Origin of the sequence: Hominilimicola fabiformis (genome assembly GCF_020687385.1) — a bacterium.
GTDB classification, from domain to species: Bacteria; Bacillota; Clostridia; order UBA1381; family UBA1381; genus Hominilimicola; species Hominilimicola fabiformis.
The window spans coordinates 151,483-175,251 of sequence record NZ_JAJEQM010000001.1 but is presented as its reverse complement, the minus strand read 5'-3'; the positions used below and the strand labels follow the sequence as shown (position 1 = coordinate 175,251).

The 23,769-nt window shown below is 40.0% G+C and carries 24 protein-coding genes and 2 pseudogenes; 24 read left to right on the top strand and 2 right to left on the bottom strand.

All coding sequences use genetic code 11. From position 1 onward, the window contains the following. The first annotated feature begins 9 nt into the window (after positions 1 to 9). The 3 genes from LKE05_RS00885 to LKE05_RS00875 are packed head-to-tail and all read left to right on the top strand — an operon-like array spanning position 10 to position 2,928. Positions 10 to 411 carry a DUF6075 family protein gene (locus LKE05_RS00885; RefSeq protein WP_161209645.1) on the top strand — a complete coding sequence of 134 codons (402 nt, stop codon included), beginning with the start codon at positions 10 to 12 and terminating at the stop codon, positions 409 to 411. A gap of 6 nt (positions 412 to 417) precedes the next feature. Beyond that, positions 418 to 1,185 (top strand): class B sortase, encoded by a 768-nt coding sequence (gene srtB, locus LKE05_RS00880; RefSeq protein WP_161209643.1) that lies wholly within the window; start codon positions 418 to 420, stop codon positions 1,183 to 1,185. Between the two features lie 39 nt (positions 1,186 to 1,224). Continuing rightward, positions 1,225 to 2,928: a lysozyme family protein gene (locus LKE05_RS00875; RefSeq protein ID WP_161209641.1), complete on the top strand. Its 1,704-nt coding sequence runs from the start codon at positions 1,225 to 1,227 to the stop codon at positions 2,926 to 2,928. Positions 2,929 to 2,992: 64 nt separating this feature from the next. On the opposite strand, the gene LKE05_RS00870 is transcribed toward LKE05_RS00875, so the two are convergent. After that, the gene (locus LKE05_RS00870; protein WP_161209638.1) at positions 2,993 to 3,445 is read right to left on the bottom strand and encodes a hypothetical protein; all 453 of its coding nucleotides are present in this window, start codon (positions 3,443 to 3,445) and stop codon (positions 2,993 to 2,995) included. Positions 3,446 to 3,670: 225 nt separating this feature from the next. Between LKE05_RS00870 and LKE05_RS00865 the strand changes: the two genes are divergently transcribed. The 15 genes and pseudogenes from LKE05_RS00865 to LKE05_RS00790 all read left to right on the top strand — a co-directional run bounded on the left by LKE05_RS00865 (position 3,671) and on the right by LKE05_RS00790 (position 18,382). Continuing rightward, positions 3,671 to 4,006 carry a helix-turn-helix domain-containing protein gene (locus LKE05_RS00865; RefSeq protein WP_002594686.1) on the top strand — a complete coding sequence of 112 codons (336 nt, stop codon included), beginning with the start codon at positions 3,671 to 3,673 and terminating at the stop codon, positions 4,004 to 4,006. A gap of 382 nt (positions 4,007 to 4,388) precedes the next feature. Next, positions 4,389 to 4,703: a YdcP family protein gene (locus LKE05_RS00860; RefSeq protein ID WP_000420682.1), complete on the top strand. Its 315-nt coding sequence runs from the start codon at positions 4,389 to 4,391 to the stop codon at positions 4,701 to 4,703. A gap of 18 nt (positions 4,704 to 4,721) precedes the next feature. Continuing rightward, a complete protein-coding gene (locus LKE05_RS00855) occupies positions 4,722 to 5,105 on the top strand; it encodes a YdcP family protein (protein ID WP_001234286.1) in 384 nt (127 codons plus the stop codon). A gap of 28 nt (positions 5,106 to 5,133) precedes the next feature. Further along, complete coding sequence (locus tag LKE05_RS00850; protein WP_000813488.1) at positions 5,134 to 6,519, top strand: FtsK/SpoIIIE domain-containing protein; 1,386 nt, start codon at positions 5,134 to 5,136, stop codon at positions 6,517 to 6,519. A 193-nt stretch (positions 6,520 to 6,712) separates the two neighbouring features. Next, positions 6,713 to 7,903: a MobT family relaxase gene (gene mobT, locus LKE05_RS00840; protein ID WP_191619837.1), complete on the top strand. Its 1,191-nt coding sequence runs from the start codon at positions 6,713 to 6,715 to the stop codon at positions 7,901 to 7,903. Between the two features lie 42 nt (positions 7,904 to 7,945). Then, positions 7,946 to 8,167, top strand: a complete 222-nt coding sequence (locus LKE05_RS00835) for a hypothetical protein (protein ID WP_001009056.1) — start codon at positions 7,946 to 7,948, stop codon at positions 8,165 to 8,167. Positions 8,168 to 8,283: 116 nt separating this feature from the next. Beyond that, positions 8,284 to 8,781 (top strand): antirestriction protein ArdA, encoded by a 498-nt coding sequence (locus LKE05_RS00830; RefSeq protein ID WP_000342539.1) that lies wholly within the window; start codon positions 8,284 to 8,286, stop codon positions 8,779 to 8,781. Beyond that, a complete protein-coding gene (locus tag LKE05_RS00825) occupies positions 8,756 to 9,262 on the top strand; it encodes a conjugal transfer protein (RefSeq protein WP_000506270.1) in 507 nt (168 codons plus the stop codon). Before LKE05_RS00830 ends, LKE05_RS00825 begins: the two co-directional genes overlap by 26 nt. Then, positions 9,246 to 11,693 carry a conjugal transfer ATPase TcpF gene (gene tcpF / locus LKE05_RS00820; protein WP_000331160.1) on the top strand — a complete coding sequence of 816 codons (2,448 nt, stop codon included), beginning with the start codon at positions 9,246 to 9,248 and terminating at the stop codon, positions 11,691 to 11,693. The genes LKE05_RS00825 and tcpF overlap by 17 nt, the downstream gene beginning before the upstream one ends. A 14-nt stretch (positions 11,694 to 11,707) precedes the next feature. After that, entirely contained in the window at positions 11,708 to 13,873 is a 2,166-nt protein-coding gene (locus LKE05_RS00815; protein ID WP_430516984.1) for a CD3337/EF1877 family mobilome membrane protein, read from the top strand. After that, positions 13,870 to 14,871 (top strand): annotated as a pseudogene (locus tag LKE05_RS00810) (bifunctional lytic transglycosylase/C40 family peptidase). Before LKE05_RS00815 ends, LKE05_RS00810 begins: the two are co-directional and overlap by 4 nt. Then, complete coding sequence (locus tag LKE05_RS00805) at positions 14,868 to 15,800, top strand: conjugal transfer protein (protein ID WP_001224318.1); 933 nt, start codon at positions 14,868 to 14,870, stop codon at positions 15,798 to 15,800. Before LKE05_RS00810 ends, LKE05_RS00805 begins: the two are co-directional and overlap by 4 nt. A gap of 313 nt (positions 15,801 to 16,113) precedes the next feature. Then, a pseudogene (locus tag LKE05_RS14120) lies at positions 16,114 to 16,161 on the top strand (hypothetical protein); the annotation flags it as partial. A 15-nt stretch (positions 16,162 to 16,176) separates the two neighbouring features. Further along, on the top strand, positions 16,177 to 18,096 hold the full coding sequence (gene tet(M), locus LKE05_RS00795) for a tetracycline resistance ribosomal protection protein Tet(M) (protein WP_021414738.1): 1,920 nt from the start codon (positions 16,177 to 16,179) through the stop codon (positions 18,094 to 18,096). A gap of 97 nt (positions 18,097 to 18,193) precedes the next feature. Continuing rightward, entirely contained in the window at positions 18,194 to 18,382 is a 189-nt protein-coding gene (locus LKE05_RS00790) for a cysteine-rich KTR domain-containing protein (RefSeq protein WP_012962334.1), read from the top strand. 59 nt (positions 18,383 to 18,441) lie between these two features. On the opposite strand, the gene LKE05_RS00785 is transcribed toward LKE05_RS00790, so the two are convergent. Beyond that, positions 18,442 to 18,795, bottom strand: a complete 354-nt coding sequence (locus LKE05_RS00785) for a helix-turn-helix transcriptional regulator (protein WP_001227347.1) — start codon at positions 18,793 to 18,795, stop codon at positions 18,442 to 18,444. A 504-nt stretch (positions 18,796 to 19,299) separates the two neighbouring features. Here LKE05_RS00785 and LKE05_RS00780 point away from each other — a divergent pair. The 6 genes from LKE05_RS00780 to LKE05_RS00750 all read left to right on the top strand — a co-directional run bounded on the left by LKE05_RS00780 (position 19,300) and on the right by LKE05_RS00750 (position 23,704). Beyond that, on the top strand, positions 19,300 to 19,722 hold the full coding sequence (locus tag LKE05_RS00780; protein WP_000804885.1) for a sigma-70 family RNA polymerase sigma factor: 423 nt from the start codon (positions 19,300 to 19,302) through the stop codon (positions 19,720 to 19,722). Between the two features lie 14 nt (positions 19,723 to 19,736). Continuing rightward, the gene (locus LKE05_RS00775; protein WP_050212332.1) at positions 19,737 to 19,949 is read left to right on the top strand and encodes a helix-turn-helix domain-containing protein; all 213 of its coding nucleotides are present in this window, start codon (positions 19,737 to 19,739) and stop codon (positions 19,947 to 19,949) included. 460 nt (positions 19,950 to 20,409) lie between these two features. Further along, a complete protein-coding gene (locus LKE05_RS00765) occupies positions 20,410 to 20,613 on the top strand; it encodes an excisionase (protein WP_000814511.1) in 204 nt (67 codons plus the stop codon). An 81-nt stretch (positions 20,614 to 20,694) separates the two neighbouring features. Continuing rightward, positions 20,695 to 21,912, top strand: coding sequence for a tyrosine-type recombinase/integrase (locus LKE05_RS00760; RefSeq protein ID WP_001291561.1), 1,218 nt, complete (start codon positions 20,695 to 20,697; stop codon positions 21,910 to 21,912). 574 nt (positions 21,913 to 22,486) lie between these two features. Next, positions 22,487 to 23,461, top strand: coding sequence for a DUF6017 domain-containing protein (locus tag LKE05_RS00755; protein ID WP_018112837.1), 975 nt, complete (start codon positions 22,487 to 22,489; stop codon positions 23,459 to 23,461). 24 nt (positions 23,462 to 23,485) lie between these two features. Further along, on the top strand, positions 23,486 to 23,704 hold the full coding sequence (locus tag LKE05_RS00750) for a DUF5348 domain-containing protein (protein WP_004611927.1): 219 nt from the start codon (positions 23,486 to 23,488) through the stop codon (positions 23,702 to 23,704). The last annotated feature ends 65 nt before the right edge of the window (positions 23,705 to 23,769 follow it).

Here is a 23,769-nt window from a genome sequence, read left to right as displayed (position 1 = left end):
GAATTTGCAATGTCTAAAATTCAATTTCGCAATGCTGCACACAGAGATTTTGTATTGGAAAATCTGGATAAGTGCAAAGTAAACGACTGCTATCACAGAGCATTTTTCTATGTGATGGGTATTTCAGAAGAAACGAGAATGAACATCGGAAAGATGTTTGATTTCAAAAGGGATTGTATCATACCGGAAGGTATGCACGGCGGTTGGCAGACCAGTGGCACAGTCAAGGTCTGCCACCTTGCCTTTAATCTTTGGAATGGATTTACAGAAGAAGGCAGGGAAAACCTCTGTACACCGGAGGAATTGTTCTGCTGCGGATATGCTCCGTATTTTATGGAGGGTATCAAGTTAAGGTATCCGGAGTATTGCAGAGATTTGACCCCGCCTAAGAGAAACGATATGGAAAGGTAAGAGAAAATGAGCAGAAAAATCTATATCATTATTGCAGTGGTGCTTGCGGCAGTGTTGTCTGTAAGCACCTTCTTTATTATCCGTAATCACATTGACTCTGCCAAGCAGAATGAAGTCTATGATAACCTTGCGGAGATTGTGGAGGACGAGCCGCCAAAGGAAAATGAGGGCGTGACGTTTTCGGAAGATAAGGACTATCTTGCGGAATATTTTGAACTTTATCGGCAGAATGAGGATATGGTGGGTTGGATAAAGGTTGAGGATACCAATATCAACTATCCGGTCGTGCAGTCTGCAAATGAGCCGAACTTCTACCTGAAGCACAAGTTTGATAAGACCTATTCCGCTTATGGCTGTCCATATGTGCAGGAAAATTGTGATGTGCAGAAACCTTCAGACAACATCATTATATACGGACACCATATGAATGACGGCTCGATGTTTACGGGACTGATGAAGTACAGAAACAAGAGCTTTTGGGAAGGTCATAAGACGATTACCTTTGATACACTGACGGACAGACACCAGTATGAAGTGATTGCAGTCTTTAAGACAGTCGTTTATACAGACAGCTCCGATAGCTTTAAGTATTATGAGTTTACGGACGCAGAAAATGCGGCAGAGTTTGATGCGTATGTTGCCAAGTGCAAGGAACTTTCTTTGTATGATACCGGAGTATCGGCAGAGTATGGCGACAAGCTTATTTCTCTTTCTACTTGTGAATATTCAAGAAACAATGGCAGGCTTGTTGTTGTCGCTAAGAGAGTGGATTAAACCCCACTCTCTATTATTTTTCGAGAAAGGAGGAAACCGATGGCTGATATAAAAACAAGAGATACAAGCAAAGGTACAATCAAGACCATAAATAAGGCAGCAGTTGCCACGGAGCGAATGAAGAAAGCCTATGTGATGACGAAAGATAAGGCAGAACATTCCACTAACGCTTCGGAAAATTCCGCAGAGGAATATGCTTCCGATAAAATCGAAGCGGCAACGGATAGGACTGTTCACGAAACTGCATACCGTGCAGATAAAGTCGGCAGATGGGGTGTGCGTGAAACAAGACAGAATTATCAGAAAGCCAAAACGGGAATTGAGAATTTCAAGACCAAGCGTGCAGAGAAACAGCTTCAGAAACAATCGGTCAATCCTGTCGGAAAACAGAGCATCCGAACTCTGGAGCGTACGGAGAAAACAATTAAACAGTCTGCAAGGTCGGCAGGAAATACGACAGTCAAGACCGTATCGAAAGGTGCAACCAATACTGTTCAGAGGTCGGTCAAGACCGCAGAACAAACGGCAAAGACTTCTATTAAGACCACAAAAGAAGCTGCCATTATAGCACAGAAAACAGCAAAAACAACAGCCAAAGCAACACAGAAAGCGGCTCGGACGGCAAAGAAAGCGGCGAAAGCCACAGCAGATACCGTCAAAGCCACAGCGAAAGCTACTGTTGCGACAGTTAAAGCGATTATTGCAGGGACAAAAGTACTTGTAGCAGCAATCGCCGCAGGCGGTTGGATAGCGGTGCTGATTATTATGATTGTCGTATTGTTTGGTGCTGCCGTAGCAATGTTCGGAGGAGGGAGTGACAGTAATTCTTATACTCCGGTAAGTGCAGAGGTAGAAGCCTATGAACCCATCATACAGAAGTATGCCAAAGAGTACGGCATTCCTGAGTATGTAGAACTTATCAAGGCGGTTATGATGCAGGAAAGCGGCGGCAGAGGACTTGACCCTATGCAGGCAGCAGAGGGAAGTTTCAATACAAGGTATCCGCACGAACCTAATGGAATTAAAGACCCTGAATATTCTATCCAGTGTGGAGTTCAGGAATTGAAAGCGGCTCTTACTTCGGCAGAAGTGGAAAGTCCGATAGATATGGAGCATATCAAACTTGCCTTGCAAGGCTACAACTTCGGTAATGGGTATATTTCTTGGGCAAAAACGAATTACGGCGGTTATTCTTATGCCAATGCAGTGGAGTTTTCCACTCAGCAGGCACAAAGGCTTGGTTGGGACAGTTATGGAGATACCCAATATCCGGCTCACGTTCTGAGGTACTATCCGTATGGGCGAGCCTTTACTGCCGGAGGTAATCAGGCGATTGTTGAGGTTGCCTTGACACAGCTAGGCAATCAGGGCGGACAACCTTACTGGAGTTGGTACGGCTTTAACAGTCGAGTGGAATGGTGTGCCTGCTTCGTATCTTGGTGTGCTGACCAATGCGGGTATATTGAAAGTGGACTTGTTCCGAAATTTGCAGGTTGCGTGGATGGTGCAAACTGGTTTAAGTCAAATGGAAAATGGCAAGACCGCACTTATGAACCAAAGACAGGAGATATTATCTTCTTCGATTGGGAGGGCGACGGTACAACAGACCACGTTGGTATCGTAGAGAAATGCGAGAATGGCACAGTTTATACCGTAGAGGGCAACTCAGGCGACGCCTGCAAGCAAAGACAGTACGCAGTCGGAAGCAGCAATATCTATGGATACGGTATTCCGGCATATTAAAAATTCCAGACGGTGTCTGGAAAATTGAAAAGATGGCTGCTCAGTTGAGTAGCCATCGGGTACATTATGAGAAATCAGTTGTTTCTCTGTTATTCAGGAAAATATGGTGTGTGTGATAAGTGAAGCTGAAAAGCATATCGGCATTTTCTTTACTGCCGTCTAAAAAGGAAATATCATCGGCAAGGATAAAAAGAATTGCTAACAGCTTCTTGATATATCCAGTGTAGCAGGCATAATCTACATAGATGTTGGCGATATATCCCTCGGCAAATTTTATCAGGTCAGCGTCAATTTCAAAGCTATTGGATAGTTCGTAAACGGTTTTGATAAATTTATCCTTGTCAGCAATTCGCTCTTTACTTGGAACACTTCTGCGGTTCTTCTGTATAAATTTTAAAAAATCATCAGCTTCCGTAAAGTCGGGAGTGACTGAGCTGTCAGTTCCCAAATCTGTTTTGTAATCCTCAAATTTCTCTTTTTCAAACCGATTACTGAATATTATCTTTTGTTCGTCCATTCCTTTTACCCCTAAGTTTATTCTATGGAGATTGTTTAATTTGGCTCTTGGGTTGTGATTTGTCTTTCGCCATTAACAATCGTGAATTACTACTTTTATAGTATAACATAAAAATAGTTGGGAATCATCACTAATAGTTGGTTTGACTTCCTTTGGGTGCGTGTGATTTGAAATCGACTTAACCTATACTATTAGTTATGGAAACACACTAAGGGAGGTGATGTGATGAAGCTCGATACAATCGGCAAGAATATAAGAAAGTTCCGACTTGCGAGGAAATTACGCCAAGAAGATTTGGCTGAGAAAACAGATTTGACAACAAATTATATTGGTATGGTTGAGCGTGGAGAGAAAATTCCGTCACTCGAAACGTTCATAAAGATAGTAAATGCTTTAGGTGTATCATCGGATATGGTTCTTACAGATGTTCTGGAAACGGGATATACAGTCAAGAACTCTATGCTGAATGAGAAGCTTGAAAAACTTGCTCCTGAAGATAGAAACAGAATTTATGAAGTTATAGATACACTTGTAAAGCAGTCAAAGCAAATACTTCCATAAAACACAGAAGTTCGTCCTAATCGACGAGCTTTCTTTTTTTCAGTATAAAAATAGCATAAAAATCTAGTTATCCGCATAAAAACTGGACTTATCACACTTTATCAAGGTCAAAACCACTCAATTTACTACTAATTTACTACTTATGAATGAGCTTTGATACGACGATTTATCCTTGAAAAGTGAAGATATAAAGATACTTCCAATAAAATTTGAATATTTAATAGGTAGACACTTCAAAAAATGAGGTGTCTATTTTTTTACCCGATTTTGAAAGGAAGTGAACTTATGAAAACAAAAAATCAAGAATCAAAAGGTCGTTCCCCACTCTTTAAGACCATCAAACATTCATTCAGCCAATAAAAAAGAAAGGATAGGTAAAAATATGGAACTTAAATTTGTGATTCCCAACATGGAAAAAACATTCGGCAATTTAGAATTTGCTGGCGAGGATAAAGTCGTTCAGCGAAGAATCAACGGACGGCTAACTGTCTTATCAAGAAGCTATAATCTCTATTCTGATGTTCAAAGAGCAGATGATATTGTGGTGGTGCTTCCTGCTGAAGCTGGCGAAAAACATTTCGGCTTTGAGGAACGTGTGAAGTTAGTCAATCCACGTATTACCGCAGAGGGCTACAAAATCGGCACTCGTGGTTTTACAAATTACCTTTTACATGCTGACGACATGATAAAAGAATAAAGAAAGAGAGGAAAAATGATGAGATTAGCAAATGGCATTGTATTAGATAAAGACACGACTTTTGGAGAATTGAAATTCTCTGCTCTACGTCGTGAAGTGAGAATCCAAAATGAAGACGGGTCGGTTTCAGATGAAATCAAGGAACGTACCTATGACTTAAAATCCAAAGGACAAGGACGCATGATTCAAGTAAGTATTCCTGCCAGCGTGCCTTTGAAAGAGTTTGATTATAACGCACGGGTGGAACTTATCAATCCCATTGCGGACACCGTTGCTACTGCCACCTATCAAGGAGCAGATGTTGACTGGTATATCAAGGCAGACGATATTGTGCTGACAAAGGATTCTAGTTCATTCAAAGCTCAACCACAAGCAAAGAAAGAACCGACACAAGACAAATAGTCGCTAGGTAGAAAGGAGACTTTTTCGCATGAAACAGCGTGGTAAAAGGATTCGCCCATCTGGTAAAGATTTAGTCTTTCATTTTACGATAGCGTCACTCCTGCCTGTTTTCCTGCTGGTTGTCGGACTGTTTCATGTGAAGACAATCCAGCAGATCAACTGGCAGGATTTTAACCTATCACAAGCAGATAAGATTGACATTCCCTATTTAATTATCAGTTTCAGTGTCGCAATTCTTATCTGCTTGCTGGTAGCGTTTGTATTCAAACGGGTTCGCTATGATACGGTTAAACAACTTTACCACCGTCAAAAACTGGCAAAGATGATACTTGAAAACAAGTGGTATGAATCTGAACAGGTCAAAACAGAGGGTTTCTTTAAAGATAGTGCTGGTCGTACAAAGGAAAAGATAACCTACTTCCCTAAAATGTATTATCGACTTAAAAATGGCTTGATACAGATACGGGTGGAAATCACGCTGGGAAAATATCAAGACCAACTCTTACACTTGGAAAAGAAATTAGAGAGTGGCTTGTACTGTGAGCTGACGGATAAAGAGTTAAAGGATTCCTATGTGGAATATACTTTGCTCTATGACACCATAGCCAGTCGTATTTCTATTGATGAAGTAGAAGCTAAAGATGGTAAACTTCGCTTAATGAAAAACGTATGGTGGGAATATGATAAGCTCCCTCATATGTTGATTGCTGGTGGTACAGGTGGCGGTAAAACTTACTTTATACTGACACTGATTGAAGCCTTGCTTCATACAGATTCAAAACTGTATATTCTTGACCCGAAAAATGCTGATCTTGCGGACTTAGGTTCTGTGATGGCAAATGTCTACTATAGAAAAGAAGACTTGCTTTCTTGCATTGAAACATTCTATGAAGAAATGATGAAACGTAGTGAGGAAATGAAGCAGATGAAGAACTATAAGACTGGCAAAAATTATGCTTACTTAGGTCTCCCGGCACACTTCTTAATCTTTGATGAATACGTCGCTTTCATGGAAATGCTGGGAACAAAAGAAAACACCGCAGTTATGAATAAGCTGAAACAGATTGTCATGTTAGGTCGTCAAGCTGGCTTCTTTCTAATACTGGCTTGTCAACGTCCAGACGCAAAATATTTAGGCGACGGAATCCGTGATCAGTTTAATTTCAGAGTGGCTTTAGGTCGTATGTCTGAAATGGGCTATGGCATGATGTTTGGCAGTGACGTACAAAAGGATTTCTTCTTAAAGCGAATCAAAGGTCGTGGCTATGTTGATGTAGGAACAAGTGTCATATCAGAGTTTTATACTCCCCTTGTACCAAAAGGATATGATTTCTTGGAGGAAATTAAAAAGTTATCCAACAGCAGACAGTCCACGCAGGCGACGTGCGAAGCGGAAGTCGCAGGTGTGGACTGATCTTGCTGGCTGGTGTGGCAATAGCCACGCCAGCACTTAACCCCCCGTATCTAACAGGGGGGGTACAAATCGACAGGAAACAGTCAAAAAAACATTAGAAAATCCTTTGGTTACAAGGGATTTACAAAATTTCAGCGTATGTCAAATGGGCTTTAAAAGTTGACATACGCCTTTTTGATTGGAGGGATTTTTACTGAATGAACAAACTTGGTTACAGCATTTAAAAGAAAAACGCTTGGCTTATGGACTATCTCAAAACCGTTTAGCTGTTGCGACTGGTATTACAAGGCAGTATCTAAGCGATATTGAAACAGGAAAAGTCAAGCCATCAGAGGATTTACAGCAGTCCCTTTGGGAAGCTCTGGAACGCTTCAATCCCGACGCTCCCCTTGAAATGCTGTTTGATTATGTAAGAATTCGCTTTCCGACAACAGACGTACAGCAGGTGGTCGAAAACATCTTACAACTGAAACTGTCCTATTTTCTTCATGAGGACTATGGTTTCTATTCTTATTCAGAGCATTATGCTTTAGGCGACATATTCGTCCTTTGCTCCCATGAACTGGACAAAGGAGTTCTGGTGGAATTGAAAGGTCGTGGGTGCAGACAATTTGAAAGCTATCTTCTGGCACAACAAAGAAGCTGGTATGAGTTCTTTATGGACGTTTTGGTGGCTGGCGGTGTGATGAAACGCCTTGACCTTGCCATTAACGATAAGACAGGGATTTTAAATATCCCTGTACTCACTGAAAAGTGCCAACAGGAAGAATGTATCTCCGTCTTCCGCAGTTTTAAAAGCTATCGCAGTGGCGAACTGGTACGCAAAGAGGAAAAGGAATGTATGGGAAACACCCTCTATATCGGTTCATTACAAAGTGAAGTTTATTTCTGTATCTATGAAAAGGACTACGAGCAGTACAAGAAAAATGATATTCCCATTGAAGACGCAGAAGTAAAAAACCGTTTTGAGATTCGATTGAAAAATGAGCGTGCCTATTATGCAGTCCGTGATTTACTCGTCTATGACAATCCAGAGCATACCGCCTTTAAAATTATCAATCGGTATATCCGTTTTGTAGATAAAGACGATTCCAAACCTCGTTCTGATTGGAAACTGAATGAAGAATGGGCTTGGTTTATTGGGAACAATCGTGAACGATTAAAACTAACCACAAAACCAGAGCCTTACTCCTTCCAAAGGACGCTGAACTGGCTATCTCATCAAGTTGCCCCGACCTTAAAGGTTGCGATTAAACTTGATGAAATCAACCAGACGCAGGTTGTAAAAGACATTCTCGACCATGCGAAACTGACAGACCGACACAAGCAGATTTTGAAGCAACAGTCAGTAAAAGAACAGGACGTGATAACAACAAAAAAATAACTCAAATACAAATTCATTGAATATAGAGAGGAGAACATTTTTATGAATTTTGGACAAAACCTTTATAACTGGTTTCTATCAAACGCTCAATCACTGGTGCTTTTAGCAATCGTTGTGATTGGCTTGTATCTTGGCTTCAAGCGTGAGTTTAGCAAACTGATTGGCTTTTTAATTATTGCGATTATTGCGGTTGGCTTAGTCTTCAACGCTGCTGGAGTAAAAGACATTTTACTAGAGCTATTCAATCGCATTATTGGTGCTTAAATAAAACCGTTCTTTTGTGGAATATAAGTGGTTTTCTTATGTTCCGCAAAGGAATGGTACACCAAACGAAGTGCGGTAGGGATTTTTGAATCTCTACAAAGAAAGGACGTGAATATATGGACGATATGCAAGTCTATATTGCGAATTTAGGCAAATACAATGAGGGCGAATTGGTCGGTGCGTGGTTTACCTTTCCCATTGACTTTGAGGAAGTCAAAGAGAAAATCGGCTTGAATGATGAATATGAGGAATACGCCATTCATGACTACGAGTTACCCTTTACGGTTGACGAATACACTTCCATTGGCGAACTCAATCGACTATGGGAAATGGTATCGGAATTACCCGAAGAATTACAATCGGAGCTATCTGCTCTGCTCACTCATTTTTCAAGCATTGAAGAACTAAGCGAACATCAAGAGGATATTATCATTCATTCCGATTGTGATGATATGTATGACGTGGCACGCTACTACATTGAAGAAACGGGTGCTTTAGGCGAAGTACCAGCTAGTCTTCAAAACTATATTGATTATCAAGCCTATGGTCGGGATTTAGACCTTTCAGGAACGTTTATCTCAACCAATCATGGGATTTTTGAAATCGTCTATTAAATCTGTCGGTACATTACTACTGGCAGATTTTCTATTTTACGGGGTGGCTCAATCAGCTACCCCTATTTTTTATGAAAGGATTGATTACATGAAGAAAATACGAAGCTATACCAGTATCTGGTCTGTGGAAAAGGTACTGTATTCTATCAATGATTTTAGACTTCCGTTTCCCATAACCTTTACGCAAATGACATGGTTTGTCGTGTCACTCTTTGCAGTGATGATACTTGGCAACTTGCCCCCTCTTTCCATGATAGAGGGAGCATTTCTCAAATACTTTGGGATTCCTGTGGCTTTCACATGGTTTATGTCTACAAAAACTTTTGATGGTAAAAAGCCTTATGGATTTTTGAAGTCTGTCATTGCTTATGCACTGCGACCAAAGCTGACCTATGCAGGAAAAAAAGTAACGCTTGGCAGAAACCAGCCACAAGAAGCCATTACAGCAGTTAGGAGTGAATTTTATGGCATATCCAATTAAATACATTGAAAACAATCTCGTCTGGAATAAAGACGGGGAATGTTATGCTTACTATGAGCTTGTTCCTTACAATTACTCATTTCTAAGTCCAGAACAGAAAATACAAGTGCATGATTCTTTCAGACAGCTTATCGCACAAAATCGTGATGGCAAAATTCATGCTTTACAAATCAGTACAGAATCCAGCATACGTTCTGCACAAGAGCGTTCCAAAAATGAAGTCACTGGCAAGCTCAAAGCGGTTGCCTATGACAAAATCGACCAACAGACAGACGCTTTAATATCCATGATTGGCGAAAATCAAGTGAACTACCGTTTCTTTATCGGCTTTAAGTTGCTTCTCAACGATCAGGAGTTTTCTATGAAAAGTCTTACCGTTGAAGCAAAAAATGCTTTGTCTGATTTTGTCTATGATGTGAACCATAAGCTGATGGGCGATTTTGTTAGTATGAGTAATGATGAAATCCTGCGTTTTCAGAAGATGGAAAAGCTCTTAGAAAATAAAATCTCTCGTCGTTTCAAAATCCGCAGGTTAGATAAGGACGACTTCGGCTATCTGATTGAACACCTTTACGGACAGACAGGCACTGCCTATGAAGAGTATGAGTACCATCTATCAAAGAAAAAGCTGGATAATGAAACGCTGATTAAATACTATGACTTGATTAAGCCTACTCGCTGTTTGGTGGAAGAAAAACAGCGATATTTGAAAATCCAGCAGGAAGATGAAACCGTCTATGTAGCTTACTTTACCATTAACAGCATTGTCGGAGAACTGGACTTCCCGTCCTCTGAAATCTTCTACTACCAGCAACAGCAATTTACATTCCCGATTGATACGTCAATGAATGTGGAAATTGTAGCGAATCGTAAAGCCCTATCTACTGTCCGCAATAAAAAGAAAGAACTGAAAGACTTGGATAACCACGCTTGGCAAAGTGATAATGAAACCAGCTCCAATGTGGCGGAAGCTCTGGAAAGTGTGAATGAGCTGGAAACCAATTTAGACCAAAGCAAGGAATCTATGTACAAGCTGTCTTATGTGGTAAGGGTATCAGCAAATGATCTTGACGAACTCAAACGTCGTTGTAATGAAGTGAAAGATTTTTATGACGATTTAAGCGTAAAACTGGTACGACCATTTGGGGATATGCTCGGCTTACATGAAGAATTTTTACCTGCCAGCAAGCGTTATATGAATGATTATATTCAATACGTGACCTCTGATTTCCTCGCTGGTTTAGGTTTTGGTGCTACTCAAATGCTGGGGGAAAATGAGGGGATTTATGTTGGCTACAGCTTAGATACTGGACGCAATGTCTATCTGAAACCTGCTCTTGCCAGTCAAGGGGTTAAGGGTTCAGTAACCAATGCGTTAGCGTCGGCTTTTGTTGGTTCGCTGGGTGGTGGTAAATCCTTTGCGAATAACCTTATCGTCTATTATGCGGTGCTTTATGGGGCACAAGCAGTGATTGTAGACCCAAAAGCAGAACGTGGCAGATGGAAAGAAACCTTGCCAGAGATTTCCCATGAAATCAATATCGTCACTCTGACTTCTGATGAGAAAAACAAAGGCTTACTTGACCCTTATGTGATTATGAAAAATCCCAAAGATTCTGAATCACTGGCTATTGATATTCTGACATTCCTTACGGGGATTTCCTCTCGTGATGGGGAACGCTTCCCAATCCTTAGAAAAGCCATTCGTGCAGTAACCAATAGTGAAGTACGAGGGTTGATGAAAGTGATTGAGGAATTACGGGTTGAGAATACGCCACTAAGTACCAGTATAGCCGACCATATCGAAAGTTTTACAGACTATGACTTTGCACATTTATTATTCAGTAATGGTTATGTGGAGCAGTCTATCAGCTTAGAAAAACAACTGAACATTATACAGGTTGCGGACTTGGTACTTCCCGACAAGGAAACTTCCTTTGAGGAATATACCACTATGGAGCTTTTATCCGTTGCTATGCTGATTGTCATTAGTACCTTTGCTTTAGACTTTATCCATACAGACCGAAGCATTTTCAAGATTGTAGATTTAGACGAAGCATGGAGCTTTTTACAGGTAGCACAAGGAAAAACACTATCTATGAAGCTGGTTCGGGCTGGTCGTGCTATGAACGCTGGGGTATATTTCGTGACCCAAAATACAGACGACCTCTTAGATGAAAAACTGAAAAATAACCTCGGCTTAAAATTTGCATTTCGTTCCACTGACCTTAACGAGATTAAAAAGACCTTAGCCTTTTTTGGTGTAGACCCAGAGGACGAAAACAATCAGAAGCGATTGCGTGATTTGGAAAACGGGCAATGCCTTATCAGTGATTTATATGGTCGTGTCGGTGTGATACAGTTCCACCCTGTATTTGAAGAACTGCTCCATGCCTTTGATACCAGACCACCTGTGCGAAAAGAGGTGTAAATGTGAAACCATCAATAGTAAACAGAATAAAATCAAACTGGACGCTGAAACGTCTAGGTAAAGTGGCAATGACAGTGGCTTTCACACTTGTGATTGCCATTTTTCTTTTAGCCATGCTGGGAACGGTGGTTCAAGCTGCGGGCTTGGTAGATGATACGGTCAATGTGGCAAATGAATACAGCCGATACCCACTTGAAAACTATCAACTGGATTTTTATGTGGATAATAGCTGGGGCTGGCTTCCGTGGAACTGGTCGGACGGGATTGGAAAACAGGTCATGTATGGACTATATGCCATTACCAATTTTATTTGGACAATCAGTTTGTATGTTTCCAATGCGACAGGTTACTTAGTACAGGAAGCCTATTCCTTAGACTTCATTTCCGCTACAGCAGATTCCATTGGTAAGAATATGCAGACCTTAGCTGGTGTGAGTGCAAACGGATTTTCAACAGAGGGTTTCTATGTTGGATTCCTCTTACTCTTGATTTTGGTTCTTGGGGTTTATGTTGCCTATACGGGACTGATAAAGAGAGAAACCACAAAGGCAATTCATGCCATTATGAATTTTGTGCTGGTGTTTATCCTATCGGCTTCCTTTATTGCCTACGCTCCCGACTACATTAAAAAAATCAATGACTTTTCATCAGACATCAGTAATGCCAGTTTATCACTTGGCACGAAGATTGTCATGCCCCATTCCGATAGTCAAGGCAAGGACAGCGTGGACTTAATCAGAGATAGCCTGTTTTCCATACAGGTTCAGCAACCGTGGCTACTGCTTCAATACAACAGTTCAGACATTGAAAGTATCGGTATTGACCGTGTGGAAAGCCTGCTCTCCACCAGCCCAGATTCCAACAATGGCGAAGACAGAGAAAAAATTGTTGCGGAAGAAATTGAAGACAGAAGCAATACCAATCTAACCATTACAAAGACCATTAACCGTTTAGGTACAGTCTTCTTCCTATTTGTCTTCAATATTGGGATTTCCATATTTGTATTCCTATTAACAGGAATCATGATTTTCTCGCAGGTACTTTTTATCATCTATGCTATGTTTCTGCCTGTGAGCTTTATTTTAAGCATGATTCCATCATTTGATGGTATGTCAAAACGAGCCATAACAAAGCTCTTTAATACCATTTTGACACGAGCTGGAATCACATTGATTATTACGACAGCATTTAGTATTTCAACCATGCTCTATACCTTATCGGCTGGTTATCCGTTCTTTTTGATTGCTTTTCTACAGATTGTGACCTTTGCAGGAATCTACTTCAAGCTGGGCGATTTAATGAGTATGTTTTCTCTACAGAGTAACGATTCTCAAAGTGTGGGAAGTCGTGTGATGAGAAAACCTCGTATGCTTATGCACGCTCACATGCACCGTCTACAGCGGAAACTTGGACGTTCCATGACTACTCTAGGGGCTGGGTCTGCCATTGTTACAGGTAAAAAAGGACAGTCGGGTTCGGGGAGTTCTGCAAGGACACAAGCAGATCACTCCCGACCAGACGGAAAGGAAAAATCAACACTTGGAAAACGTATCGGTCAAACCATCGGTACAGTAGCTGATACCAAAGACAGAATGGTAGACACTGCTAGTGGTTTGAAAGAACAGGTTAAAGATTTGCCGACCAATGCAAGATATGCAGTATATCAAGGAAAATCCAAAGTAAAAGAGAATGTCCGTGATTTAACCAGTAGTATTTCTCAAACCAAAGCGGACAGAGCCAGTGGACGCAAGGAACAGCAGGAACAAAGGCGAAAAACCATTGCGAAGCGTCGCTCTGAAATGGAACAGGTCAAACAGAAAAAACAGCCTGCTTCTTCTGTTCATGAAAGACCGACTACAAGACAAGAACAATATCATGATGAACAGACCTCAAAACAGTCTAATATTCAGACTTCATATAAGGAATCTCAACAAGCCAAACAAGAGCGTCCAGCAGTTAAGTCCGATTTTTCAAGTCCAAAAGTGGAACGCCAAGGCAATACCGTTCAAGAAAAAACCGTTCAAAAGCCAGCAACTTCAACCACTACAGCAGATAGAACTTCACAACGTCCAATCACAAAAGAACGTCCGTCTACTGTTCAAAGAGTACCACTACAAAATACAAGAAGTAGACCACCAATCAAAACCGCCACCATTAAGAAAGTCGGTAAGAAACCATGAAGTTGAAAACTTTAGTGATTGGTGGTTCTGGATTATTCTTGATGGTCTTCTCACTGCTTCTGTTTGTTGCCATTTTATTTTCAGATGAACAGGACAGCGGAATTTCCAATATTCATTATGGAGGTGTGAATGTTTCCGCAGAAGTGCTGGCTCATAAGCCTATGGTAGAAAAATATGCCAAAGAATATGGCGTTGAAGAATATGTCAACATACTTCTTGCGATTATACAGGTGGAATCGGGCGGTACTGCGGAAGATGTTATGCAGTCCTCGGAATCCCTCGGTCTTCCACCTAATTCATTGAGTACAGAAGAATCCATTAAGCAAGGTGTGAAGTATTTCAGTGAATTATTAGCCAGTAGCGAAAGGCTCAGTGTAGATTTAGAATCGGTTATCCAGTCCTACAATTATGGTGGTGGTTTCTTAGGGTATGTGGCTAATCGTGGAAATAAATATACCTTTGAACTGGCTCAAAGTTTCTCAAAAGAGTATTCAGGTGGCGAAAAAGTGTCTTACCCCAATCCCATAGCCATACCTATCAATGGGGGCTGGCGATACAACTATGGCAATATGTTTTATGTGCAACTGGTAACGCAGTATCTTGTCACAACAGAGTTTGATGATGATACGGTACAAGCCATCATGGACGAAGCACTGAAATATGAGGGCTGACGATACGTTTACGGTGGAGCTTCCCCGACTACTTCTTTTGATTGTAGCGGACTGACACAATGGACGTATGGAAAAGCTGGAATTAACTTACCACGAACCGCACAACAGCAATATGATGTGACCCAGCATATCCCACTATCGGAAGCACAAGCTGGCGATTTGGTTTTCTTTCATTCTACCTATAACGCTGGCTCTTATATTACTCATGTTGGGATATACCTTGGCAATAACCGTATGTTTCATGCAGGCGACCCAATCGGTTATGCCGACTTAACAAGCCCCTACTGGCAACAGCATTTAGTGGGAGCAGGACGAATCAAACAATGAGAAAGGAAGATTTAATGATGAAATTTAGAAAAAATCAGAATAAAGAAAAACAGATACCAAAGGAAAAGAAACCTCGTGTCTATAAGGTCAATCCTCATAAAAAGGTTGTGATTGCCTTGTGGGTACTTTTAGGGCTTAGTTTCAGCTTTGCGATATTCAAGCACTTTACAGCTATAGATACTCATACTATTCACGAAACAACTATCATAGAAAAGGAATACGTTGATACTCATCATGTAGAAAATTTTGTAGAGAACTTTGCGAAAGTCTACTATTCATGGGAGCAATCCGATAAGTCCATTGATAATCGAATGGAAAGTCTAAAAGGCTATCTGACAGATGAACTTCAAGCTCTCAATGTTGATACAGTACGCAAAGATATTCCTGTATCGTCTTCTGTAAGAGGATTTCAGATATGGACGGTAGAGCCAACTGGCGACAATGAGTTTAATGTAACCTACAGTGTAGACCAGCTCATTACAGAGGGAGAAAATACAAAGACCGTCCACTCTGCTTATATTGTGAGTGTCTATGTAGATGGTTCTGGAAATATGGTACTGGTTAAGAATCCGACCATTACCAACATACCTAAGAAATCAAGTTATAAACCAAAAGCCATTGAAAGTGAGGGGACGGTTGATTCCATTACAACCAATGAAATCAATGAGTTTTTAACGACGTTCTTCAAGCTCTATCCTACAGCGACAGCCAGTGAACTTTCCTACTATGTGAATGACGGGATATTAAAACCAATCGGAAAAGAGTACATCTTTCAAGAACTGGTAAATCCTATTCACAATCGTAAGGATAATCAAGTCACGGTATCGCTGACAGTGGAGTATATCGACCAGCAGACCAAAGCAACGCAGGTATCTCAATTTGATTTGGTACTTGAAAAGAACGGGAGTAATTGGAAGATTATAGAATAACAAATATTGGTACATTATTACAGCTATTTTGTAATCACGTACTCTCTTTGATAAAAAATTGGAGATTCCTTGACAAATATGCTCTTACGTGCTATTATTTAAGTATCTATTTAAAAGGAGTTAATAAATATGCGGCAAGGTATTCTTAAATAAACTGTCAATTTGATAGTGGGAACAAATAATTGGATGTCCTTTTTTAGGAGGGCTTAGTTTTTTGTACCCAGTTTAAGAATACCTTTATCATGTGATTCTAAAGTATCCAGAGAATATCTGTATGCTTTGTATACCTATGGTTATGCATAAAAATCCCAGTGATAAAAGTATTTATCACTGGGATTTTTATGCCCTTTTGGGTTTTTGAATGGAGGAAAATCACATGAAAATTATTAATATTGGAGTTTTAGCTCATGTTGATGCAGGAAAAACTACCTTAACAGAAAGCTTATTATATAACAGTGGAGCGATTACAGAATTAGGAAGCGTGGACAAAGGTACAACGAGGACGGATAATACGCTTTTAGAACGTCAGAGAGGAATTACAATTCAGACAGGAATAACCTCTTTTCAGTGGGAAAATACGAAGGTGAACATCATAGACACGCCAGGACATATGGATTTCTTAGCAGAAGTATATCGTTCATTATCAGTTTTAGATGGGGCAATTCTACTGATTTCTGCAAAAGATGGCGTACAAGCACAAACTCGTATATTATTTCATGCACTTAGGAAAATAGGTATTCCCACAATCTTTTTTATCAATAAGATTGACCAAAATGGAATTGATTTATCAACGGTTTATCAGGATATTAAAGAGAAACTTTCTGCCGAAATTGTAATCAAACAGAAGGTAGAACTGTATCCTAATATGTGTGTGACGAACTTTACCGAATCTGAACAATGGGATACGGTAATAGAGGGAAACGATGACCTTTTAGAGAAATATATGTCCGGTAAATCATTAGAAGCATTGGAACTCGAACAAGAGGAAAGCATAAGATTTCAGAATTGTTCCCTGTTCCCTGTTTATCACGGAAGTGCAAAAAACAATATAGGGATTGATAACCTTATAGAAGTGATTACGAATAAATTTTATTCATCAACACATCGAGGTCAGTCTGAACTTTGCGGAAAAGTTTTCAAAATTGAGTATTCGGAAAAAAGACAGCGTCTTGCATATATACGTCTTTATAGTGGCGTACTGCATTTGCGAGATTCGGTTAGAATATCGGAAAAGGAAAAAATAAAAATTACAGAAATGTATACTTCAATAAATGGTGAATTATGTAAAATCGATAAGGCTTATTCCGGAGAAATTGTTATTTTGCAGAATGAGTTTTTGAAGTTAAATAGTGTTCTTGGAGATACAAAACTATTGCCACAGAGAAAAAAGATTGAAAATCCGCACCCTCTACTACAAACAACTGTTGAACCGAGTAAACCTGAACAGAGAGAAATGTTGCTTGATGCCCTTTTGGAAATCTCAGATAGTGATCCGCTTCTACGATATTACGTGGATTCTACGACACATGAAATTATACTTTCTTTCTTAGGGAAAGTACAAATGGAAGTGATTAGTGCACTGTTGCAAGAAAAGTATCATGTGGAGATAGAACTAAAAGAGCCTACAGTCATTTATATGGAGAGACCGTTAAAAAATGCAGAATATACCATTCACATCGAAGTGCCGCCAAATCCTTTCTGGGCTTCCATTGGTTTATCTGTATCACCGCTTCCGTTGGGAAGTGGAATGCAGTATGAGAGCTCGGTTTCTCTTGGATACTTAAATCAATCATTTCAAAATGCAGTTATGGAAGGGATACGCTATGGTTGCGAACAAGGATTATATGGTTGGAATGTGACGGATTGTAAAATCTGTTTTAAGTACGGTTTATACTATAGCCCTGTTAGTACTCCAGCAGATTTTCGGATGCTTACTCCTATTGTACTGGAGCAAGCCTTAAAAAAAGCTGGAACAGAATTGTTAGAGCCATATCTTAGTTTTAAAGTTTATGCACCACAGGAATATCTTTCACGAGCATACAACGATGCTCCTAAATATTGTGCGAACATCGTAGACACTCAATTGAAAAATAATGAGGTCATTCTTAGTGGAGAAATCCCTGCTCGGTGTATTCAAGAATATCGTAGTGATTTAACTTTCTTTACAAATGGACGTAGTGTTTGTTTAACAGAGTTAAAAGGGTACCATGTTACTACCGGTGAACCTGTTTGCCAGCCCCGTCGTCCAAATAGTCGGATAGATAAAGTACGATATATGTTCAATAAAATAACTTAGTGTATTTTATGTTGTTATATAAATATGGTTTCTTGTTAAATAAGATGAAATATTTTTTAATAAAGATTTGAATTAAAGTGTAAAGGAGGAGATAGTTATTATAAACTACAAGTGGATATTGTGTCCTGTATGTGGAAATAAAACACGATTAAAGATAAGGGAAGATACTGAATTAAAAAAATTCCCCCTCTATTGTCCGAAATGCAGACAAGAAAATTTAATTGAAATAAAGCAGTTCAAAGTAACTGTGATTACAGAGCCAGACGCAAAGACGCAGAGCCGATAAAATGAGATTAATACAATCTCATTTTATCGGCTCTTTCCGTTATGTATGGATTCTTTTAATTAGTCTTCGATGTTTCTTGCTTCGTTGATACCGCTGGCTAAAGATTCCATTAAGGATAGTTCTTTGTCTGTAAAGCTATCCATGTATTTCTCTATCTGTAATCGTCGGGTGCTTTTTACCAAGTTATTAGCAGGTAAGAAAAATTCATCAACGGAAACATGAAGTAACGATACAAGGTCATAAAGAACTTGTATGCTGGGGTGTTGCCCTTTATTTTCAATATTAGTTAAGTACCGTGGGTCAATTTCAATCAATGCTCCCACTTGTTCACGAGTTAAACCTCGTTTCAATCGAGCTTCTTTAATGGCTAAACCAAAGGCTCTAAAATCATATTTATCTTCTTTTTTACGCATAGTAGACCACCTCTATACATTTTATTGTTCCTACTGAATTAAAAACAGGTATAGAAAAACGTGTTATATGGTTTATAGGTTTATATTTAATAAAAAGCACTACTAAACGCCAATAAAAAAAACCGTTATATGGTAGTGCTATTTACGCTGTTAAAATATTGTATATTACTTCCAAATGGCGGTTTGTTGGAGGTCAACGTCGCCATGAAGTACATCATATACAATAAATTTCCTTACATTGGGTTCTTGTCAAAAAAAGTCGTCTATCTGCAATAGATAAGTACGTCCACCAATGTGGTTTTATAAATCATATAGATAGAATAACAGAAGCATGTAAACAGAGAAATAAATCTGTTTATATGCTTTTTTGGCTATTCAGAACTTTTTTACAAAGTTTATTTATCAGTAATGCAACAAATCCCCCTTTCACATTGGGACTAAGAGTGAAAGGAGATAAACGAGCAAGGCTCACTTCCTTTCCTAGACAGAAAGGGGGTGAGAAACATGAAACCATCTTCTTTTCAGACCACAATAGAAAATCAGTTTGACTATATCTGTAAACGTGCTATGGAAGACGAGCGAAAGAATTATATGCTTTATCTTTCAAGGATTGCAAAGCGTGAGGTGTCCTTTTCGGATGTTGGCGATTATCTTGTTAGCCAGTTTGCGACAACAGATAACTATTCAACTGACTTTCAGATTTTTACACTCAATGGGTTATCAGTAGGCGTTGAAAATGATTTGTTGAGTGAAGCATTACGTGAGTTGCCAGACAAGAAACGTGAAATTCTACTGCTGTTTTACTTTATGGACATGAGCGATTCAGAAATTGCAGACCTGTTGAAATTGAACCGTTCTACTGTCTATCGGCATAGAACCAGTGGACTAGCCTTAATTAAAAAGTTTATGGAGGAATTTGAAGAATGAAAACACAATATCCTATGATTCCCTTTCCTCTCATTGTAAAGGCAACAGATGGCGATACCGAAGCGATTAACCAGATTCTACATCATTACAGAGGGTACATAACGAAGCGTTCCCTACGACTTATGAAAGATGAATATGGCAATCAAAGTATGGTCGTTGATGAAGTCTTACGTGGAAGAATGGAAACCAGACTGATTACAAAGATTTTGTCATTTGAAATTAAGTAATATCCTCTCTCCTTTCGTGGAAGCGTGCTAAACCATTCCACGCTTCCCGAACAGGGAGGTTTGTTATTCCACCAAAGCATATTGAGCTTTCAATGTGTTTTGATAGGCTAACGAGCCATTGTTCTTTGAAAACTGAATAAAAGTAATCGAATACGTTTCGATAAGAAAAGAGCCAACGGAACTAACCGCCATGACCTATCTTATAAAGATAGCGAGCGATTCATGTTAGTGATCCGAGAAGCAATCTTTAGCAGGATTGCCTGCAACGACATTCTTATCGTGATAATGATACTCCCATACAGTCAATAGTCCGAGCGTGATAAAACCGTCGCAGGCAATGAGTATGGCTACATGAGAACCATGCAGGGGTGGAACTCCCGTGAGCTTTGCTAAAGCTGTTCGATTGCTGGTAAAACAACTTTTATGAAATCCAAATAAGTGATTTGGAAAGGAGGATTTTATGAAGCAGACTGACATTCCTATTTGGGAACGTTATACCCTAACCATTGAAGAAGCGTCAAAATATTTTCGTATTGGCGAAAACAAGCTACGACGCTTGGCAGAGGAAAATAAAAATGCAAATTGGCTGATTATGAATGGCAATCGTATTCAGATTAAACGAAAACAATTTGAAAAAATTATAGATACATTGGACGCAATCTAGCGTCGCCAAAGGGTCTTGTATATGATAAAATAGTATTAAGTCGTATCAAGGCTCTTTCCATAAAGGAAAGGAGCAAATGCCATGTCAGAAAAAAGACGTGACAATAAAGGTCGAATCTTAAAGACTGGAGAGAGCCAACGAAAAGACGGAAGATACTTATACAAATATATAGATTCATTTGGAGAACCGCAATTTGTTTACTCGTGGAAACTTGTGGCTACAGACCGAGTACCAGCAGGAAAGCGTGATTGTATCTCACTTAGAGAGAAAATCGCAGAGTTACAGAAAGACATTCATGATGGTATTGATGTTGTAGGAAAGAAAATGACACTCTGCCAGCTTTACGCAAAACAGAACGCTCAAAGACCAAAGGTTAGAAAAAACACTGAAACTGGACGCAAATATCTTATGGATATTTTGAAGAAAGACAAGTTAGGTGTAAGAAGTATTGACAGTATTAAGCCATCAGACGCTAAAGAATGGGCTATTAGAATGAGTGAAAATGGTTATGCTTATCAAACCATCAATAACTACAAACGTTCTTTAAAGGCTTCATTCTATATTGCTATACAAGATGATTGTGTTCGGAAGAATCCATTTGACTTTCAACTGAAAGCAGTTCTTGATGATGATACTGTCCCTAAGACCGTACTAACAGAAGAACAGGAAGAAAAACTGTTAGCCTTTGCAAAAGCTGATAAAACCTACAGCAAAAATTATGATGAAATTCTGATACTCTTAAAAACAGGTCTTCGTATTTCAGAGTTTGGTGGTTTGACACTTCCAGATTTAGATTTTGAGAATCGTCTTGTCAATATAGACCATCAGCTATTGAGAGATACTGAAATTGGGTACTACATTGAAACACCAAAGACCAAAAGTGGCGAACGTCAAGTTCCTATGGTTGAAGAAGCCTATCAAGCATTTAAGCGAGTGTTAGCGAATCGAAAGAATGATAAGCGTGTTGAGATTGATGGATATAGTGATTTCCTCTTTCTTAATAGAAAGAACTATCCAAAAGTGGCAAGTGATTACAACGGCATGATGAAAGGTCTTGTTAAGAAATACAATAAGTATAACGAGGATAAATTGCCACACATCACTCCACATAGTTTGCGACATACATTCTGTACCAACTATGCAAATGCAGGAATGAATCCAAAGGCATTACAGTACATTATGGGACATGCTAATATAGCCATGACGCTGAACTATTACGCACATGCAACATTCGATTCTGCAATGGCAGAAATGAAACGCTTGAATAAAGAGAAGCAACAGGAGCGTCTTGTTGCTTAGTAGTACAAATGAATTTACTACTTATTTACCACTTCTGACAGCTAAGACATGAGGAAATATGCAAAGAAACGTGAAGTATCTTCCTACAGTAAAAATACTCGAAAGCACATAGAATAAGGCTTTACGAGCATTTAAGAAAATATAAAAAGATAATTAGAAATTTATACTTTGTTTAATTTAAATTAGTTGATTGTCTTGAAAAATGCTTGATTTACGGGCATATTCGCAGGTTTGCAGATTGATTTTACTACTCATTTACTACTTTTAACGAATTGAGCCTTGATATGCAAAAGCACCTGCGAAGCTGCCGGATAAACCACTACACCACCTTACGCGGCACGTCGAAAAGAAAAAATAAAATAAGCACCACCTATAAGGCGGCGTTTCTCACTCCCACACAGGAGAACAGGAACGCTGCTTTTTTTATGCCCTCATGTTACGCAGTAAGGGCAAATAAAGCCTTGATTTATGCGGCTCTTAGAGCGCGGAAATGAGAAAGGCAAGGGTTGATACCTTTTCCCTCAAAACCGCGTTTCTACTGCGTAACAAATCCAACCAAAGGAGTGATGAAGCTATGGCAGTTTTCCGCGTGGAAAAGAACAAAGGTTATACGGTTATGAGCAACCACCATTTACGCAACAAGGAACTTTCCCTAAAGGCAAAGGGCTTGTTGTCGCAAATGCTCTCACTTCCCGAAGATTGGGACTACACCCTTGCAGGGCTGTCCCTTATCAACCGGGAAAGTATCGACGCTATCCGCACCGCTGTATGGGAGCTTGAAAAAGCCGGATATATCACAAGGCGGCAGGGACGCGACGAGAAAGGCAAAATGACCGCTATTGAGTACACCATTTACGAACAGCCACAGCCCCCGGCATTGGATTGTCCGGTATTGGAAAATCCAACAGCGGATAAGCCGATATTGGAAAATCCGACACCGGATAACCCGACGTCGGAAAATCCAACGCAATTAAATAAAGAGATACAAAAAACTAACTTACCAAAAAAAGAAAAATTAAATACAGATATATCAAGTACCCATTCCATTCCTTTCCATTCCCTAAATCCCTCTCCCTTAGAGGACGCGGCACAGCTGCCGGAACGGAAGCGAAAGGAAGCGACAGACGCATACAGCGTGTATGAGGAAATCATCAAGGACAATATCGAGTACGACTATCTGATACAGGACAGATACCTTGACCGGGACAGGATAGAGGAAATCCTTGCCCTTATTCTTGAAACCGTCTGCACCAAACGAAGAACAATCCGTATCGCCGGGGACGACCACCCGGCAGAGCTTGTAAAAGCAAAATTTATGAAACTGAACAGCGAACATATCCGCTTTGTACTGGACTGTATGCAGGAAAACACCACCAAAATCCGCAACATCAAGCAGTACATGAAAGCTGCCCTTTTCAATGCTCCGTCTACGATTGGCAGCTATTACACGTCCCTTGTATCTCACGATATGTACGGCGGGCGCACTATCCAGTCGGCAAGAAGCAAGGGCATACCCGATTACACCTGCAACGAGGGCGAAAGCCTGTAAACCAACCCAAAGGAGGATTTTATGATGACACAGAAAACAGGAGCTTTGATTTTTGATGAAACCGCTGACCGCTACGACATTCGCTTTGACGTAAACGACTATTACGGGGGATTGCATTGCGGCGACTGCATGGAGGTCTTTGTGCGGGGCAAATGGAAGCCGACCCGTATGGAGTACGGGGACAACTGGTATCTTGTGGGTATTCGGGCGGCAGACCTTTCCGGGCTGCGGGTACGGATTTAACAGGGCGGCGTGAAAGCGGATGCTCTTTTTTCATGCCCGTCCCGTTTCCCGGCGGCGGGCATACC

Coding starts and splice junctions, on each gene's coding strand:
- LKE05_RS00850 (WP_000813488.1), top strand. CDS start 5,134: ATGAAACAGCGTGGTAAAAGGATTCGCCCATCTGGTAAAGATTTAGTC.
- LKE05_RS00755 (WP_018112837.1), top strand. CDS start 22,487: ATGGCAGTTTTCCGCGTGGAAAAGAACAAAGGTTATACGGTTATGAGC.
- LKE05_RS00865 (WP_002594686.1), top strand. CDS start 3,671: ATGAAGCTCGATACAATCGGCAAGAATATAAGAAAGTTCCGACTTGCG.
- LKE05_RS00780 (WP_000804885.1), top strand. CDS start 19,300: ATGAAACCATCTTCTTTTCAGACCACAATAGAAAATCAGTTTGACTAT.
- tcpF (WP_000331160.1), top strand. CDS start 9,246: ATGGCATATCCAATTAAATACATTGAAAACAATCTCGTCTGGAATAAA.
- LKE05_RS00860 (WP_000420682.1), top strand. CDS start 4,389: ATGGAACTTAAATTTGTGATTCCCAACATGGAAAAAACATTCGGCAAT.
- LKE05_RS00805 (WP_001224318.1), top strand. CDS start 14,868: ATGAGAAAGGAAGATTTAATGATGAAATTTAGAAAAAATCAGAATAAA.
- LKE05_RS00855 (WP_001234286.1), top strand. CDS start 4,722: ATGAGATTAGCAAATGGCATTGTATTAGATAAAGACACGACTTTTGGA.
- LKE05_RS00775 (WP_050212332.1), top strand. CDS start 19,737: ATGATTCCCTTTCCTCTCATTGTAAAGGCAACAGATGGCGATACCGAA.
- LKE05_RS00765 (WP_000814511.1), top strand. CDS start 20,410: ATGAAGCAGACTGACATTCCTATTTGGGAACGTTATACCCTAACCATT.
- LKE05_RS00825 (WP_000506270.1), top strand. CDS start 8,756: ATGGGATTTTTGAAATCGTCTATTAAATCTGTCGGTACATTACTACTG.
- LKE05_RS00750 (WP_004611927.1), top strand. CDS start 23,486: ATGACACAGAAAACAGGAGCTTTGATTTTTGATGAAACCGCTGACCGC.
- LKE05_RS00830 (WP_000342539.1), top strand. CDS start 8,284: ATGGACGATATGCAAGTCTATATTGCGAATTTAGGCAAATACAATGAG.
- LKE05_RS00785 (WP_001227347.1), bottom strand. CDS start 18,795: ATGCGTAAAAAAGAAGATAAATATGATTTTAGAGCCTTTGGTTTAGCC.
- LKE05_RS00760 (WP_001291561.1), top strand. CDS start 20,695: ATGTCAGAAAAAAGACGTGACAATAAAGGTCGAATCTTAAAGACTGGA.
- LKE05_RS00875 (WP_161209641.1), top strand. CDS start 1,225: ATGGCTGATATAAAAACAAGAGATACAAGCAAAGGTACAATCAAGACC.
- LKE05_RS00870 (WP_161209638.1), bottom strand. CDS start 3,445: ATGGACGAACAAAAGATAATATTCAGTAATCGGTTTGAAAAAGAGAAA.
- srtB (WP_161209643.1), top strand. CDS start 418: ATGAGCAGAAAAATCTATATCATTATTGCAGTGGTGCTTGCGGCAGTG.
- LKE05_RS00885 (WP_161209645.1), top strand. CDS start 10: ATGTCTAAAATTCAATTTCGCAATGCTGCACACAGAGATTTTGTATTG.
- LKE05_RS00835 (WP_001009056.1), top strand. CDS start 7,946: ATGAATTTTGGACAAAACCTTTATAACTGGTTTCTATCAAACGCTCAA.